The organism is Streptomyces sp. NBC_00576 (assembly GCF_036345175.1).
In the GTDB taxonomy this organism is placed as follows: domain Bacteria; phylum Actinomycetota; class Actinomycetes; order Streptomycetales; family Streptomycetaceae; genus Streptomyces.
In genome coordinates, this window is the sequence record NZ_CP107780.1 from 10,002,080 (window position 1) to 10,016,918 (window position 14,839).

The following is a 14,839-nucleotide window of genomic DNA, read 5'->3' on the forward strand; positions in this document are numbered from 1 at the left end:
GATGCATAGATATGCGGTCTCCTGAAAAGTCATTGACTGTCGGGTGATCGCTTTTCTATGCTCTGGACCCATGGAGCTGATCCAGAACACCCCTGACCTGTCCGCGTACCTGGCCGCTGACGAGGTCATCGACCACTATCACCCGCTCGTACGGGCGACCGCCACGCAGCTCGCCAAGGGCGCGGCGGACTCGTATGCCTATGCGCGGGCGGCGTACGAGTTCGTGCGCGACGCCATCCCGCACTCCGCCGACAGCGGCGACCTTCGGGTGACCTGGCGGGCCTCGACCGTCCTGGAGCAGCGCACCGGCATCTGCTATGCGAAAGCCCATGCGCTGGCCGCGCTCCTGCGCGCCGAGGACATCCCTACGGCGCTGTGCTATCAACGGCTCGCGCATGACGACGGGGGCGGTCATGCTGTGCACGGTCTGGTCGCCGTGCGGTTCAACGGTGCCTGGCATCGCCAGGACCCGCGGGGCAACAAGGCGGGTGTGGACGCCCAGTTCTCTCTCGATGGTGAGCGGCTGGCGTGGGTCCCGGATCCGAAGTCCAATGAGGTGGACTATTCGGTACTGTACGATGAACCTCATCCGGTTGTGCTGGGCGTGCTGAAGGCCGCGCCCGACAGGCCGTATCTCTGGAAGACGCTCCCCACCGCACTCTGAGGCAAGCGATGACTCTCACCCTGACCGTGTCCGACGAGGTGCGCGCGCTCGCGCCCGGTTTCACCCATGTCGCGATCGAGGCGCACGGACTCGTCAACGGGCCCAGCACCGACGCCAGTTCGGCACTACTGGACGACGCGGCCCGCCGACTCGCCGTACGCCTGGGCGGCCGGGCCACGCACGAGGACCCGCACATGGTCGCCTGGCGGGACACGTACACGGCGTTCGGCTCCAAGCCGTCGCGCACCCGCAACTCGGCCGAGGCGCTCGCCAAGCGGGCGCTGACGGATGCCGGTCTGCCCCGGATCAACGTCCTGGTCGACCTCTACAACGCGATCAGCGTCGCGCATCTGGTCCCGGTCGGCGGCGAGGACCTCGACCGCATCCAGGGCGGCATGCGGCTCGTACGTGCCACCGGCGCCGAGGACTTCGTGACCGTGGCCGGAGGCGAGGAGGTCGTCGAGCACCCCGACGCCGGTGAGGTCGTGTGGTGCGACGACGCGGGCGTGACCTGCCGCCGCTGGAACTGGCGCCAGGGCCCGCGCACCCGTCTCACTGAGCAGACCACGTCAGCGGTCTTCCTCCTGGAGTGCCTGCCCCCGATGGCGGACACGGAGGCAGAGGCGGCAGGCGCCGAACTCGTCGAACTGTTGGAGAAGTTCAGCCCGGGGGCACGGATCACAGCCCGGCGCGAGGGCTGAGTACGGGGTGTGGGGGCACCCCCGCAGGGGCGCGGGGCTGTATCGATCTGCGGCTCCGCCGCGTGGTCGCGACAAGCCCCCACCGGCCCGCAGTGAACGAACCGCCTGCCCGAACAGCCCCCGGAGGGATCAGCGTGCCTCGGCCGCCCGAACCTCTTCCGGGGTCGGTGCCGTGCCGCCGAGGTGCGCCGGCATCCACCACGTGTCGTCCGGGCCCTTGGGGCGGACCGGGTACGCGCGCTGGGCGGCTTCCAGGAGCTCGTTGACGCGCTCGCGCAGCTGACGGGTGATCGCGCCCGCGTACTTGTCGCGGGATGCCTCGATCGCCTCGCCGACCCGGATCGTGATCGGGATGTGGCTGCGCGTGAAGTTGCGCGGATGACCCTTGGTCCACAGGCGCTGAGTGCCCCACACGGCCATCGGGATCAGCGGGACGCCCGCCTCCTGGGCCATGCGCGCGGCACCGGACTTGAAGCTCTTCAGCGTGAACGACTGCGAGATCGTGGCCTCGGGGAAGACGCCGACGATTTCACCGGAGCGCAGTGAGTCCAGGGCGTGCGCGTACGCCAGCTCGCCGTTCTTGCGGTCCACCGGGATGTGCTTCATGTTGCGCATCAGCGGGCCGGAGACCTTGTGCCGGAACACCGACTCCTTCGCCATGAAGCGCACCAGCCGCTTCTGCGGGAGAGCCGCGAGACCGTCGAAGATGAAGTCCAGGTAGCCGATGTGGTTGCTCACCAGCACCGCACCGCCCGAGCGCGGGATGTTCTCCGACCCCTGCACGTCGATCTTCAGGTCCCAGGCCTTGAACAGTGTCCGGGCGAGACCGATGGCGGGACGGTAGGCAAGCTCAGCCATGGACGGGGATGACCCTTCTCTCTGCTCTGCCTGGGAAGGCGTTCCCGGCGGGAAGTTACGCAGCCGTAGGTTCTACAGCATTGCGCAGATCGTGCCCCAAGAACGGACAGGGGGCCAGCCCTCGTGCCGGTGAAGCGCGAGATTCTTGTCACGTCGCCCCTTGATCCACCTCGTGCTTTTAAGCTGCTTTTACTCTGCGCGTACCGTCACCCGTCGGACGAGCAGGTATATCTCGCACCCGAGGCAGTACCCGAACGCGGCGTTCAAAAACGCCGCGGCCAGCGCAGCCCCGGTCGCCACGAGCCCCAGCCACTCCACACCCAGCGCGTACCCGGCCAGCCCCACGCCCGCGAAGACGAGCCCGACCGCCTGCGCGAACCGCGGCGGCTCCGGCGCCTCGAACTCCGTCGGCGGGCCGAGCCGCGGACGGACAGCCTTGCGGAACAGCCAGCCGTACGGGGAACGCCCAACTCCGCCTGCCGCGCCCAGCGCGAACGCCAGCGTCTGCCAGGCCAGCAGCCAGGCGCTTCCGGTGACCAGCACGACCGCCAGGACGGCGGTCGTCACGGCCGCTCCGAAGCGCGGCCCTCTCACATCGATGTCCATGAAGCGATCATTCCGCAGCAGAAACGTTTCGAGCAGGCGGGAATCTTTGCAGTCTGATGAACGCTGGAGTCGGGGATGACCGGAATCGTGATGTGCGTGGCGGTGCTCGCGGCGGCGAGTGCCTTCGGAGTGCTGCATCGGCGGCGGAGTGGGAGAGTGCGCGTGCGCGGGCGCGACGACGGAAAGCGGCTCGGCGCCGCCGAACTGGGCGAGAGCCTCGGCGAGCGGGCGACACTCGTCCAGTTCTCCAGCGCCTTCTGCGCGCCCTGCCGGGCCACCCGCCGCGTCCTCGGAGAGGTGGCCGGTGTCGTCCCCGGTGTCACCCACGTCGAGATCGACGCCGAGGAGCACCTGGACCTCGTACGCAGGCTCGACATCCTCAAGACGCCCACCGTGCTGGTGCTCGACGCCGACGGGCGGATCGTGCGGCGGGCGACCGGGCAGCCGCGCAAGGAAGAGGTCATCGCGGCGCTGGGGGAGGCCGTTTGAGGCCACCGGGGTATCCGATATCACCGCTGACGGTGCGTTCGGTGACGCATCTCCCAGATGGCGGAAGCCACTTGACTGCGCCCGCCATCTATCGTCAGCCTGACCCTATGCCTCCGGAACTCCTTCTCCACGCGCGCGTCCACGTGGACCTCCTGCGCACCGCGAGCGCGCGCTGTCCGGGTCGTTGAGCAGTCACCGCCCAGCTCACCGCCTCCCGCAGAAGGACAAGTCCATGACGGCCACGCCCGCTCTCGGTACCGCTCAGTCCATCGTTCCCGCCTCTCCCGACCTCCTGCGCTCCGTTTTCCGGCAGCACGCGGCCGGTGTCGCCGTGATCACCGCCCGGGGGAGCGCCGGTCCCGTCGGCTTCACCGCGACCTCCCTCGCGTCCGTCTCCGCCGAACCCCCGCTCGTCTCCTTCGGCATCAGCACCGGCGCCTCCAGTTGGCCCGCGATATCAGGGGCCGACCATGTCGGCGTGCACATACTCGGCGAGCACCAGCACGAGCTGGCCGCGACCTTCGCCCGCAGCGGCGCCGACCGGTTCGGCGCGCCCACCGTCTGGCGTGAGGGCCCCGAAGGGGTTCCCGTCCTCGACGGCGTCCTCGCCTGGCTGGTGTGCCGGCCTGTCGCGCGGGTACCGGCCGGGGACCACCGGGTCGTGCTGGCCGAGGTCGTGCTGGGTGATCCCGCGGGTCCTGGACGGCCGTTGCTCTATCACCAGGGCCGCTTCAACGGGCTTCGAGACTGACCGACAGTGATCGACCGGTCGGTACAATGTGATTTCGGCGACACTGCGGGGCTGCCGGGTTCCGGTTACGCTGCGTTGCGAAGGTCACACGTCAAAGCGCTTGCTCAGTGGACGCCGAGTGGGTGTACTGGCGAGTAATATTTCGTTGGGAGCGCGGGTCGCCCCCATCGGGATCTGCCGCTTTGAGGCGCCTATGCTGCCTGCAGGAAGGCAGCCCGGAACAGACGATGCAGTAGGAGAGCCGGCGTGAGCTTGAGGATCGTTGTCACTGTGAAGTACGTGCCCGACGCCACTGGCGACCGGCACTTCGCCGATGACCTGACCGTCGACCGTGACGACGTGGACGGTCTGCTCTCGGAGCTCGACGAGTACGCGGTCGAGCAGGCGCTGCAGATCGCCGGCGAGGCAGACGACGCGGAGATCACGGTCCTGACCGTCGGCCCCGAGGACGCCAAGGACGCGCTGCGCAAGGCCCTGTCGATGGGCGCGGACAAGGCGATCCACGTCGAGGACGACGACCTGCACGGCACCGACGCCATCGGCACCTCCCTGGTGCTGGCCAAGGCGATCGAGAAGGCCGGCTTCGACCTGGTCATCTCCGGCATGGCCTCCACCGACGGCACCATGGGCGTCGTACCGGCGCTGCTCGCCGAGCGTCTGGGCGTCCCGCAGGTCACCCTGCTCTCCGAGGTCTCCGTCGAGGACGGTGTCGTCAAGGGCCGTCGCGACGGCGACTCCGCCTCCGAGCAGTTGGAGGCGTCCCTGCCGGCCGTCGTGTCGGTCACCGACCAGTCGGGCGAGGCGCGTTACCCGTCCTTCAAGGGCATCATGGCCGCCAAGAAGAAGCCGGTGGCGGCCTGGGACCTGTCCGACCTCGACCTGGAGGCCGAGGAGGTCGGTCTGGACGGCGCGTACACGGTGGTCGACTCCGCGACCCAGCGCCCGGCGCGCACGGCCGGCACGATCGTCAAGGACGAGGGCGAGGGCGGCAAGCAGCTCGCCGAGTTCCTCGCGGGCCAGAAGTTCATCTAGGCCCCGTCCGGGGCTCGTGCCGAGCCCCGACTCGCTGACCGCCCCTCATCTTCCGCAAGCAGGAGAGTAGAAGTCCCATGGCTGAAGTTCTCGTCTACGTCGATCACGTGGACGGCGCCGTCCGCAAGCCCACCCTGGAGCTGCTGACCCTCGCCCGCCGCATCGGCGAGCCCGTCGCCGTCGCCCTGGGTGCCGGCGCCGCCGACACCGCCTCCGTCCTCGCCGAGCACGGCGCGGTCAAGGTCCTCACCCACGAGGCCGCCGAGTACGCCGACTACCTGGTCGTCCCGAAGGTCGACGCCCTGCAGGCCGCGTACGACGCTGTCTCCCCGGCCGCCGTGCTGGTGCCGTCCTCCGCCGAGGGCAAGGAGATCGCCGCCCGCCTCGCGCTGCGCATCGGCTCCGGCATCATCACCGACGCCACCGACCTGGAGGCCGGCGACGAGGGCCCGGTGGCCACGCAGTCCGCGTTCGCCGCGTCCTTCACCACCAAGTCCCGTGTCCCCAAGGGCACCCCGGTCATCACGGTCAAGCCGAACTCGGCCGCCGTCGAGGCCGCCCCGGCCGCCGGCGCGGTCGAGGCCCTCGCCGTCACCTTCTCCGCCCAGGCCACGGGCACCAAGGTCACCGCGCGCACCCCGCGCGAGTCGACCGGCCGTCCGGAGCTGACCGAGGCCGCGATCGTCGTCTCCGGCGGCCGTGGCGTCAACGGCTCGGAGAACTTCCCGATCATCGAGGCGCTCGCCGACTCCCTCGGTGCGGCTGTCGGCGCCTCACGCGCCGCGGTGGACGCGGGCTGGTACCCGCACACCAACCAGGTCGGCCAGACCGGCAAGTCCGTCTCGCCGCAGCTCTACATCGCCAACGGCATCTCGGGCGCCATCCAGCACCGTGCCGGTATGCAGACCTCGAAGACGATCGTGGCGGTCAACAAGGACGCCGAAGCCCCCATCTTCGACCTCGTCGACTACGGTGTCGTCGGCGACCTCTTCGACGTCGTCCCCCAGCTCACCGAGGAGATCAACACCCGCAAGGGCTGAGCCTTCTGAGTCCTTCGAGGCCCCCGTGACCGCACGACCGGTCACGGGGGCCTCGGGTCATCCGAGGGTCAGCGAGGCCTGCACCGGCAGATGGTCGCTCGGGTACATCCCGTCGACGGAGAACGTGTTTATCGCCGCCCAGTGCGTGGTCACCCCGGGCGAGGTCAGGATCCAGTCGATGCGCCTGCCGTCGGGTCTGGGCGCCCGGTAGGCGGGGGCCGTCCCATACGCCGGGCTACGGGAAGCCGCCGCGTCCCAGGTGTCCACGAGCCCGTTGTCCAGCATCAGGTCGTACACCCGGTTGTCGTGGGCGGCCGCGTTGAAGTCGCCGGTGACGACGACCGGCGTCGACGGGTCCCAGCCGGCGATCGTCTCGCCGATGAGCTTCGCGGAGCGCTCCCGGGCGTACTGGCTGACGTTGTCCAGATGGGTGTTGAGGACGTAGAACTCCCGCCCTCCGTCGGCGAGATCGGCGAACTTCACCCAGGTCACCATGCGCAGCCAGTCCGCCTTCCAGGTGTTGGAAGCGATCGTGTACGGGGTGTCGGACAGCCAGAAGTGATCGAACTCGATCGGGTCGAGTCTGCGGGTGTCGTAGAAGACCGCCATGAACTCGTCCTTGCTGCCGCCCCCTCGGCCGGTGCCGATCCAGTCGTAGTGCTCGCCGAGATCCTTCTCGATCATGCGTACCTGCTGATAGAGCCCCTCCTGGGTGCCGATGATGTGGGGTCGCTCGCGGCGCAGCAGCTCCCGCATCACCGGGCGGCGCACGGACCAGCGCGGTGTCTTGTCGACGACGGTCGCGAAGCGCACGTTGAACGTCATGACGTTCAGGGCGCCCGCGTGCTCGCCGGCGGACGCCGGTTTCGATGAGCCCGCTGTGGTCAACAGCGGCACGGCGATGGCGGCGGCCACCGCGGACTTGAGTCCGTGGCGACGCGTCACTCCGACCTCTTTCGGCACGCGATCTCCTCCCCTTCGGAGTCAGGATGAACCTTGCCTACTGAATACGGAAGAAGATGCCGGGTCGGCAGTGATCAGGGGGAGAGCTTGGGGAATCCCACTTCGAGACGGTGTTGACCGGCGTGAAGATCGGCAGTTAGCTTCGTTATACGGATTGTTGATTCCGTAATGCGGAAAGTGGAGGATTTGGGATGGGCCAGGGCCAGCAGGAGAAGGTCGCGACGAGCCTCGCGGGTGCCGTCAGCGAGGGGATCAGCGCCTCCCTCGCCCCGGTCGACGCGGAGCTGGAGCGCCGCTACCCCGGAGACCCCGGCACCCGCCAGCCCGTCCACACCGTGTACGTCCCCGGGGACGCGTTCGCCGCCGACACCATCCGCTCCTGGGGCGACCAGGCCCTCGCCGCCCTCGACGAACACGCCCCGGACGCCGCTTCCTTCGCAGTCGTCCTCGGTCTGTCCGACGACCTCGCCGAACCCGTCCACGACCGGGTCCGAGCCAAGCTCGAACGCGAGCCGATCGAAGATCTGCGCGTCGACTTCGAGGACGGCTACGGCCCGCGCCCGGATGCCGAGGAGGACGAGACGGCGGCCCGCGCGGCCCGTCTGATCGCCGAGGCGTACGACAAGGGCACGGCCGCCCCGTACATGGGCATCCGTATGAAGTGCATGGAGGCACCGGTGCGTGACCGGGGCATCCGCACCCTCGACATCTTCCTGACCGGTCTGATGGAGGCCGGCGGACTGCCCGAGGGGCTGGTACTCACCCTTCCCAAGGTGACGTACGCCGAGCAGGTCACCGCCATGGTCAGGCTCCTGGAGGAGTTCGAGAAGGCGCGCGGTCTCACGCCCGGCCGGATCGGTTTCGAGATCCAGATCGAGACCAGCCAGTCCATCCTCGCCACCGACGGCACAGCCACGGTCGCCCGGCTGATCCAGGCCGCCGAGGGCCGCGCCACCGGCCTGCACTACGGCACCTTCGACTACAGCGCCTGCCTGGGCGTCTCCGCCGCCCACCAGGCCAGCGACCACCCGGCTGCCGACCACGCCAAGGCGATCATGCAGGTCGCGGCGGCGGGCACCGGCGTGCGCGTCTCGGACGGCTCCACCAACGTCCTGCCGGTCGGCCCGACCGAGCAGGTCCACGCGGCCTGGCGCCTGCACTACGGTCTCACCCGCCGCGCCCTGTCCCGCGCCTACTACCAGGGCTGGGACATGCATCCCCGGCACATCCCGACCCGGTACGCGGCCGTCTTCGCCTTCTACCGCGAGGGCTACGCACAGGCCGCGGCCCGCCTCTCCCGCTACGCCAACCGCACCGGCGGCGACGTCATGGACGAGCCCGCCACCGCCAAGGCCCTCAGCGGCTATCTGCTGCGCGGCCTGGACTGCGGCGCCCTGGACGTCAGGGAGGTGACCCGGGCGACGAACGGCCTGACCCGGGCCGACCTGGACGGCTTCGCGCGGCCAGTGCCCGTCAGGCGCGCCGAATAGACGAAGGCGAGCGGGGCGAATGGAGGAGCGTCTGGCTGCAGAAGGGCGCCCGCCGCAGAGCGGCTGATGTCACCGCAGCCCCGCGTCTCCGCATGATCCGCCGGACAGGACCTGAGAAGTACCGACCTCCCAGCGTCGGCCAGGAAGCGCCCTTGTCACAACAGCGGCCAACGGTCTCCCGCTGTCACACCCGCCCCGTAATCTGTACGAACGCACGAGTGGTCACAGGAACGGGGCAGCGGTGTCTTCGGCGGAGCACGGACAGACGGCCGGACAGCCGGAAGAGCAGCCGGCAGAACGGGCGGTGGACGGGACGACCGGGACCGGTCGTCTGCTGGCCGGCCGCTACCGGGTCGTGGACCGGCTCGGGCGCGGCGGCATGGGCGTCGTCTGGCGTGCGGTCGACGAGGTCCTCGGCCGTGAGGTCGCCGTCAAGGAACTGCGCACGTTCACGGACGCCGGCGCGCCCGAACTGGCCGCCCTGCGGCTGCGGATGCAGCGCGAGGCCCGCGCGGCGGCCCGAATCCGCCACCGCGGAGTGGTCGCCGTGCACGATGTCGCCGAGATCGACGGCCGCCCCCTGATCGTCATGGAACTGGTGGACGGCCGTTCCCTGGACGATGTCCTGCACGAGCGCGGCACCCTGGACCCGCGCGAGGCCGCCGGGATCGGCGCCCAGGTCATGGACGCGCTGGCCGCCGCCCACCGCGTCGGCGTCCTGCACCGTGACGTGAAGCCCGGCAACATCCTGCTGGAGCCCTCGGGCCGGGTCGTCCTGACGGACTTCGGCATCGCCACGATGGAGGACCCGGGCGACGGCTCGACCACGAACCTCACCCGCAGCGGCGAACTCGTGGGCTCCCTGGACTACCTGGCCCCCGAACGGGCCCAGGGCAACGCCCCCGGCCCCGCCTCCGACATCTGGGCCCTGGGCGCCACGCTGTACGCGGCGGTCGAGGGCACGTCGCCCTTCCGCCGTACGTCGACCTGGTCCACGCTCACCGCGATCGTGGCCGAACCTCTCCCGGACCCCCGCCAGGCCGGTGCCCTGGGCCCGATCCTGCGACAGCTGATGGCCAAGGGGCCGGAGGACCGCCCGGACGCGGAGACGGCGCGCGGACTGTTGGAGGCGGTGGCGTCGGCCACGAGCGGTGCCACGGACACGAGCGGTACGACGGACACGCCCACGACGGGGCTGCGACTGTCCGGGGCGCCTGGGGCCGGGGTGCCTGAGGCAGGGCAGGGTGAGGCGGCGGAGTCCGGCGCGCCTCTGGTGCCGGCGGGGTTCGGCCCCGCCGAGCAGGCGCTGCCCGCCACCGAAGCCGCACAGCAGGCGCCCCCAGGCTTCGGCCCGCCCGAGCCGATGACATCCGGAACGCCCGGTTTCGGCCCCGCCGGCCCCTCGGCCGCCCCCGGCGCACCGGACCCCGGCCACCTCGCGGCCCCGACCACCTTCTCCACCCCGGCGCCCGCCTCCGCCCAACCCCGCCGCAGGGGACGCGCGTTGCTCGCCGCCGCGGCCGTCACCGTGGTCCTCGCCGCCGCCGGAGTCACCGTGGCGCTGGTCGGTGACGGGGCCGAGAGCGAGGCGAGCGACCGGCCGGTGGCGTCGGAGGGCAGCAGCGCCGACGCGGCGCCCTCCACGGGCACCGGCCGGGCCGACCTGGACCTCTCCACGAGCCCCACGCCCACTGCCAAGGGCGACGGGAAGTCACCGTCCCCGACGACGGTGCCAGGCAAGGGGGACGGCACCGAGCCCGGGGACAAGGCGACCCCGGACCCCTCGAAGACGTCCGGAAGCGGCACGACGGCCGGCGGCACCTCGGGCGGTACCTCGGGCGACACCGGAACCGGGACGACCGGAGGTTCGGGCACCACCGGGGGAGCAGGGACAACCGGAGGAACCGGCACCACCGGCGGGAGCAGCGGGAGTAGCGGGAGCACTACAAGCGGTGGCGCGACCCCCGCCCCCGACCCCGCGTGCGAGTCGACAGGCGACGGCAAGTACAACTGCACGGTCTGGCGCACCGCCAAGTCGTACACCGCGTCCGGCACCGAGGTCGGGGTCCTCAACGCGGGCACCAACTACTTCTACTGCCAGCAGAATCTGGGCCGGCGCGAGACATACGGCGAGTGGACGAACGTCTGGTGGGCGAAGACCGACGACGACAGCGGCAACGCCGGCGTCTACGTCAGCGACGTCTATCTCAAGGGCGGCGACAACGACGCCCCGGTGCCCGGACTCCCGGTCTGCTGAGCCCCTACGTACGGTTCCAGCCCGGACGCGATCACCAGCCCCTCCGTCGCGAACAGCCGGGTACCGCGCTCGCACCGGTCCCGGTCGAAGCGGGCCCGGGCGCAGAACTCCTCGGGCGTGCCGCCGAACAGGTCCCTCAACGCCGGTGACCCGTCCAGGAGTTCGGTGAGCAGCTGGTGTTCTCCCGGATGCCGGCGCGGACTTCCGGACCCGTCGTGCAGCACTCCGCGCCGGTTGATGTACGCGTACACGCCGGGGAGCCGCTCGCCGGACTCCAACTCGACGCTCACCGCGGGGGAGGGGAGCCAGGCGCGGTCGTACGGGCCTGCGGGTACCGGTACTCCCTCGCTGGCGTCGATGACGGCGAGCTGGTTCGCGTCGAGCCAGGTGATGAACAACTCTCGTACGTTTCCGGGGGCGTTGAAGGGCGATGCGGAGACGTACCCCAGCCTGCTCACATGGGCCGAGACACCGACATCGATCCCGGTGACCAGGGCCCGGGTCATCGGGAGCGGCTCGCTGATGTCGTACTGCGCCATCTTGTGCCGCAGCTGACCTGGGCAGGCGTTGGACCCGACGGCCAGGACAGGCAGGCGGTCGGGGAAGAGGAGGGCGAGGTCGGGCGGCGGGCCGACGGGGAGCGGGAGGAAGCGGTCGCCGTCCAGGATCCCGGACTCGGTCGGCCACACGCCCGGATAGGTGAGCGGGTGCTCGCGGGGGGCCTCGGCGAGGCCGAGGGACTCGAGTGTGGGCATCTCTGTCTACGTCTCAGTCCGCCGGCGGGAGTTCCCCCGACCCCCGGCTGATCAGGCGGGTCGGGAGTTCGATGCGCTCCGGAGTGAGCAGTGTGCCGTCCAGTTGGCGGAAGAGGCGTTCGGCGGCCGTACGACCGAGTTGGGCCGCGTCCTGGGCGACGACGGTGACGCCCGGCTGGAGCAGGTCGGCGAGTTCGAAGTCGTCGAAGCCCACGAGGGCGACGGGCCGGCGCTGCTCGTTGAGGACCCGGACGACCGTGACCGTCACCCGGTTGTTGCCCGCGAAGATCGCCGTGACCGGAGACGGTCCGGTGAGCATCTCCTCGGCCGCGCGGCGCACCCGTTCCGGGTCGGTGACGCCGAGCGACATCCACGCGCCCTCGACCGGTATGCCGGCGTCCTCCATCGCGGCGCGGTAGCCGCGAAGTCGCTCGGCGGCGGTGTGGATGCGGGGCATGTCGCCGATGAAGCCGATCCGGCGGTGGCCGTGCGAGATCAGGTGGGCCACACCGTCGCGCGCGCCGCCGAAACTGTCCGACAGGACGACATCGGCGTCGATCTGCCCGGCCGGCCGGTCCACGAACACCGTGGCGACGCCCGCCTTCAACTCGGGCTCCAGATAACGGTGGTCGTCACCGGCCGGAATGATCACCAGCCCGTCCACGCGCCGCGCACACAGTGCCAGCACCAACTCCTGCTCGCGGTCCGGGTCCTCGGCGCTCGACCCGTTGATCAGCAGGGCGCCGTGCGCCCGGGCGATCTCCTCGACCGCCCGGCTCAGGGGGCCGTAGAACGGGTCGGCGAGGTCCTCCAGGACGAGGCCGATACTCGCCGTACTGCCTTTGCGCAGCACCCGCGCGCTGTCGTTGCGGCGGAATCCCAGCGCGTCGATCGCTTCCTGCACGCGGCGCTCGGTCTCCGGGGTCACCCCCGGTTCGGCGTTGACGACACGCGAGACCGTCTTCAGACCGACCCCCGCGCGCGCGGCCACGTCCTTCATGGTCGGACGGTTGCCGTAGCGGTTCTCCGGGCGGCGGGCGGTGTCGGCCACGATGCGCTGTCCTGTCCTGTCGTCCACGGGATGACGGCGGTCCACGGCGATCCACTGCGAGGCTCCGGACCATGTTGCGCCCGGGGGATGCGTCGTCCCTGGTTGTGTATGAGGATGTGGCGTCGAGCATAGAGCCTGGACAACGTTGTCAGATGCAGGGGACACTGTCCACCACTATCTCCGGCCTGCGCCCCCACAATCAGACCGGCCTGCCCCTTTTTGCCATGGTTGACAGGGAGATCTGACACTGATGCACACCGACCTCGTGGCAGCGCTCGACATCGGCGGCACCAAGATCGCCGGAGCGCTGGTGGACGGCCACGGCCGGATCCTGCTGCGCGCACAGCGCCCGACGCCCGCGCGGGAGGACGGCGAGACCGTGATGCGGGCCGTCGAGGAGGTCCTCGCCGAGCTGACCGGCGCCCCGCTGTGGGGACGCGCGACAGCCGTCGGTATCGGCAGCGCGGGACCGGTGGACGCGTTGGCGGGCACGGTGAGCCCGGTGAACGTGCCCGGCTGGCGCGGCTATCCACTCGTCGCACGTGTCCGGGCCGCGACCGGTGGCCTGCCCGTCGAACTGATCGGCGACGGCGTGGCGATCACGGCGGCCGAACACTGGCAGGGCGCCGCCCGCGGCCACGACAACGCGCTGTGCATGGTCGTCTCGACCGGTGTCGGCGGCGGCCTGGTCCTCAACGGGCGACTGCACCCCGGCCCCACCGGCAACGCGGGCCACATCGGGCACATCAGCGTCGAGCTGGACGGTGACCCGTGCGCCTGCGGCTCCCGCGGCTGCGTGGAGCGCATTGCCAGCGGCCCCAACATCGCGCGCCGCGCACTGGCGAACGGCTGGCAGCCGGGCCCCGAGGGCGACATCTCGGCCGCCGCTGTGGCCGAGGCGGCGCGGGCCGGCGACCCGGTCGCCGTCGCCTCGTTCGAGCGCGCGGCCCAGGCGCTCGCTGCGGGCATCGCCGCCACCGCGACCCTCGTGGAGATCGACGTCGCCGTGATCGGCGGCGGCGTGGGCAAGGCCGGGGACATCCTGTTCACGCCCCTGCGCGCGGCGCTGAAGACCTACGCGACCCTGTCGTTCGTCCAGCACCTGGAGGTCGTACCGGCGCAGATGGGCACGGACGCGGGCCTGGTGGGCGCGGCAGCGGCGGCGCTGACGCGCAGGGCGGCCGACCCGGCTGAGGCGAGCGTCTGAGAGCCACGAGCCGGTCGCCTGTTCCGGCGCGGGAAGCCGGTGAAGTGACGCGACCGGCAGGACCTCCTGGCGCAGCCGCGGTGCCGGGACCCGGCCGCGCCAGGAGGTCCTTCATTCCGCGCGATGTCAGGCCGGCAGGGCGCCGAGCTGGCGCAGTTGCGCGAGGACGTCGACGACGCCCCGGATCTCGGCGATCCTCCCGTCGGCGAAGCGGACGATGAAGATCTCGCTGTAGGCGACGGTCCGTCCGGTCGGCGACAGGCCCTGGTACTCGCCCCGGTGGGTCCCGGTCACCGTGTTCCTGGAGGCGACCTTGTCGCCTTCCGCGACCGTCTCCTCGACGGTGACGTGAATGTCGGGGAACGCGCGCAGGAGCACCTCCCACACCCGCTTCAGGGCCTCCGCTCCCGTCGCGCCCATCGGTACCGGCGCGTGGAAGAGCACGTCCGGTGCGACGAGCTCGTCGATGGCCTTCGAGATGATGTCCGGGTCGCCGCTGTTCACGGCGGAGTGGAGGCGGTTGAGAGTCGCTGTGTTGCTGGTTGCCCCGGCTGTCGACATGCTGTTGCTCCTCTGGTCTGCGGACGGTGCCTCAGAAGTAGGACGATGCGGCCGCCGGGAATGTGACGCGATACGCGAACGCCGTGACCCCCGCCCCGGTTCGGCAGTTGAACCGGGCATGAAGAAGCGCAGCATGCTCGCCATCGCCTCCCTCGCCACCGGGTTCGTCGTCGCGGCGATCACCCCCTCCCACGGTCTCGGGGCCGACGCCCTCGGTGATCTGAGCGTGGACGACACGCTCAGCACTCTCGACCACACCGTCGCCAGCGACAGCCTGGCCGTGGACGAGGACGCGCTGGGAGGCGACAGCATCAACGGCTGACGAGCCGGAAGTTGTCCGAGTGGCGCCGGTGTCCCGTGTGACGGGGCACCGGCGCCACTGTGTCGGCGCCCTCAACTGGATCTGGTTTCCGT

16 protein-coding genes are annotated in these 14,839 nt (G+C 70.7%); 10 read left to right on the forward strand and 6 right to left on the reverse strand.

Annotated features, from left to right (window positions below; all coding sequences use genetic code 11):
- Positions 1 to 70: 70 nt before the first annotated feature.
- Both OG734_RS43490 and OG734_RS43495 read left to right on the forward strand, forming a co-directional pair.
- Positions 71 to 664, forward strand: a complete 594-nt coding sequence (locus tag OG734_RS43490; RefSeq protein WP_330292886.1) for a transglutaminase domain-containing protein — start codon at positions 71 to 73, stop codon at positions 662 to 664.
- Between the two features lie 8 nt (positions 665 to 672).
- A complete protein-coding gene (locus OG734_RS43495; RefSeq protein ID WP_330292887.1) occupies positions 673 to 1,365 on the forward strand; it encodes a B3/B4 domain-containing protein in 693 nt (230 codons plus the stop codon).
- A 129-nt stretch (positions 1,366 to 1,494) separates the two neighbouring features.
- On the opposite strand, the gene OG734_RS43500 is transcribed toward OG734_RS43495, so the two are convergent.
- Entirely contained in the window at positions 1,495 to 2,223 is a 729-nt protein-coding gene (locus tag OG734_RS43500; protein ID WP_330292888.1) for a lysophospholipid acyltransferase family protein, read from the reverse strand.
- Between the two features lie 189 nt (positions 2,224 to 2,412).
- Positions 2,413 to 2,829: a DUF4395 domain-containing protein gene (locus tag OG734_RS43505; RefSeq protein ID WP_330292889.1), complete on the reverse strand. Its 417-nt coding sequence runs from the start codon at positions 2,827 to 2,829 to the stop codon at positions 2,413 to 2,415.
- Positions 2,830 to 2,904: 75 nt separating this feature from the next.
- Between OG734_RS43505 and OG734_RS43510 the strand changes: the two genes are divergently transcribed.
- From OG734_RS43510 to OG734_RS43525, 4 genes are all read left to right on the forward strand, one after another.
- Positions 2,905 to 3,318 carry a TlpA family protein disulfide reductase gene (locus OG734_RS43510; protein ID WP_330292890.1) on the forward strand — a complete coding sequence of 138 codons (414 nt, stop codon included), beginning with the start codon at positions 2,905 to 2,907 and terminating at the stop codon, positions 3,316 to 3,318.
- A gap of 232 nt (positions 3,319 to 3,550) precedes the next feature.
- Entirely contained in the window at positions 3,551 to 4,069 is a 519-nt protein-coding gene (locus tag OG734_RS43515; RefSeq protein ID WP_330292891.1) for a flavin reductase family protein, read from the forward strand.
- A 246-nt stretch (positions 4,070 to 4,315) separates the two neighbouring features.
- Positions 4,316 to 5,101 (forward strand): electron transfer flavoprotein subunit beta/FixA family protein, encoded by a 786-nt coding sequence (locus OG734_RS43520; RefSeq protein ID WP_330292892.1) that lies wholly within the window; start codon positions 4,316 to 4,318, stop codon positions 5,099 to 5,101.
- A gap of 77 nt (positions 5,102 to 5,178) precedes the next feature.
- Positions 5,179 to 6,141 (forward strand): electron transfer flavoprotein subunit alpha/FixB family protein, encoded by a 963-nt coding sequence (locus tag OG734_RS43525; protein ID WP_330292893.1) that lies wholly within the window; start codon positions 5,179 to 5,181, stop codon positions 6,139 to 6,141.
- 57 nt (positions 6,142 to 6,198) lie between these two features.
- Here the strand turns inward: OG734_RS43525 and OG734_RS43530 are convergent, their stop codons facing one another.
- On the reverse strand, positions 6,199 to 7,104 hold the full coding sequence (locus OG734_RS43530) for an endonuclease/exonuclease/phosphatase family protein (protein WP_330292894.1): 906 nt from the start codon (positions 7,102 to 7,104) through the stop codon (positions 6,199 to 6,201).
- 191 nt (positions 7,105 to 7,295) lie between these two features.
- Here OG734_RS43530 and OG734_RS43535 point away from each other — a divergent pair, with 191 nt between their 5' ends.
- Together OG734_RS43535 and OG734_RS43540 are read left to right on the forward strand one after the other, a co-directional pair.
- Positions 7,296 to 8,594, forward strand: coding sequence for a DUF6986 family protein (locus tag OG734_RS43535; protein ID WP_330292895.1), 1,299 nt, complete (start codon positions 7,296 to 7,298; stop codon positions 8,592 to 8,594).
- Positions 8,595 to 8,835: 241 nt separating this feature from the next.
- Complete coding sequence (locus OG734_RS43540) at positions 8,836 to 10,851, forward strand: protein kinase domain-containing protein (RefSeq protein ID WP_443065029.1); 2,016 nt, start codon at positions 8,836 to 8,838, stop codon at positions 10,849 to 10,851.
- Here OG734_RS43540 and OG734_RS43545 read toward each other — a convergent pair.
- Both OG734_RS43545 and OG734_RS43550 read right to left on the reverse strand, forming a co-directional pair.
- On the reverse strand, positions 10,797 to 11,606 hold the full coding sequence (locus OG734_RS43545) for a hypothetical protein (protein ID WP_330292896.1): 810 nt from the start codon (positions 11,604 to 11,606) through the stop codon (positions 10,797 to 10,799). The two genes, OG734_RS43540 and OG734_RS43545, sit on opposite strands and share 55 nt — an antisense overlap.
- Positions 11,607 to 11,619: 13 nt before the next feature.
- On the reverse strand, positions 11,620 to 12,684 hold the full coding sequence (locus tag OG734_RS43550) for a LacI family DNA-binding transcriptional regulator (protein WP_330292897.1): 1,065 nt from the start codon (positions 12,682 to 12,684) through the stop codon (positions 11,620 to 11,622).
- 223 nt (positions 12,685 to 12,907) lie between these two features.
- Here OG734_RS43550 and OG734_RS43555 point away from each other — a divergent pair, with 223 nt between their 5' ends.
- Entirely contained in the window at positions 12,908 to 13,864 is a 957-nt protein-coding gene (locus OG734_RS43555; protein ID WP_330292898.1) for an ROK family protein, read from the forward strand.
- A 126-nt stretch (positions 13,865 to 13,990) separates the two neighbouring features.
- Here the strand turns inward: OG734_RS43555 and OG734_RS43560 are convergent, their stop codons facing one another.
- A complete protein-coding gene (locus tag OG734_RS43560) occupies positions 13,991 to 14,425 on the reverse strand; it encodes an ester cyclase (protein WP_330292899.1) in 435 nt (144 codons plus the stop codon).
- Between the two features lie 118 nt (positions 14,426 to 14,543).
- On the opposite strand from OG734_RS43560, the gene OG734_RS43565 reads away from it, so the two are divergent.
- Positions 14,544 to 14,747 carry a hypothetical protein gene (locus tag OG734_RS43565; protein WP_330292900.1) on the forward strand — a complete coding sequence of 68 codons (204 nt, stop codon included), beginning with the start codon at positions 14,544 to 14,546 and terminating at the stop codon, positions 14,745 to 14,747.
- The last annotated feature ends 92 nt before the right edge of the window (positions 14,748 to 14,839 follow it).

Coding starts and splice junctions, on each gene's coding strand:
- OG734_RS43545 (WP_330292896.1), bottom strand. CDS start 11,606: ATGCCCACACTCGAGTCCCTCGGCCTCGCCGAGGCCCCCCGCGAGCAC.
- OG734_RS43510 (WP_330292890.1), top strand. CDS start 2,905: ATGACCGGAATCGTGATGTGCGTGGCGGTGCTCGCGGCGGCGAGTGCC.
- OG734_RS43490 (WP_330292886.1), top strand. CDS start 71: ATGGAGCTGATCCAGAACACCCCTGACCTGTCCGCGTACCTGGCCGCT.
- OG734_RS43495 (WP_330292887.1), top strand. CDS start 673: ATGACTCTCACCCTGACCGTGTCCGACGAGGTGCGCGCGCTCGCGCCC.
- OG734_RS43565 (WP_330292900.1), top strand. CDS start 14,544: ATGAAGAAGCGCAGCATGCTCGCCATCGCCTCCCTCGCCACCGGGTTC.
- OG734_RS43535 (WP_330292895.1), top strand. CDS start 7,296: ATGGGCCAGGGCCAGCAGGAGAAGGTCGCGACGAGCCTCGCGGGTGCC.
- OG734_RS43515 (WP_330292891.1), top strand. CDS start 3,551: ATGACGGCCACGCCCGCTCTCGGTACCGCTCAGTCCATCGTTCCCGCC.
- OG734_RS43505 (WP_330292889.1), bottom strand. CDS start 2,829: ATGGACATCGATGTGAGAGGGCCGCGCTTCGGAGCGGCCGTGACGACC.
- OG734_RS43560 (WP_330292899.1), bottom strand. CDS start 14,425: ATGTCGACAGCCGGGGCAACCAGCAACACAGCGACTCTCAACCGCCTC.
- OG734_RS43500 (WP_330292888.1), bottom strand. CDS start 2,223: ATGGCTGAGCTTGCCTACCGTCCCGCCATCGGTCTCGCCCGGACACTG.
- OG734_RS43555 (WP_330292898.1), top strand. CDS start 12,908: ATGCACACCGACCTCGTGGCAGCGCTCGACATCGGCGGCACCAAGATC.
- OG734_RS43525 (WP_330292893.1), top strand. CDS start 5,179: ATGGCTGAAGTTCTCGTCTACGTCGATCACGTGGACGGCGCCGTCCGC.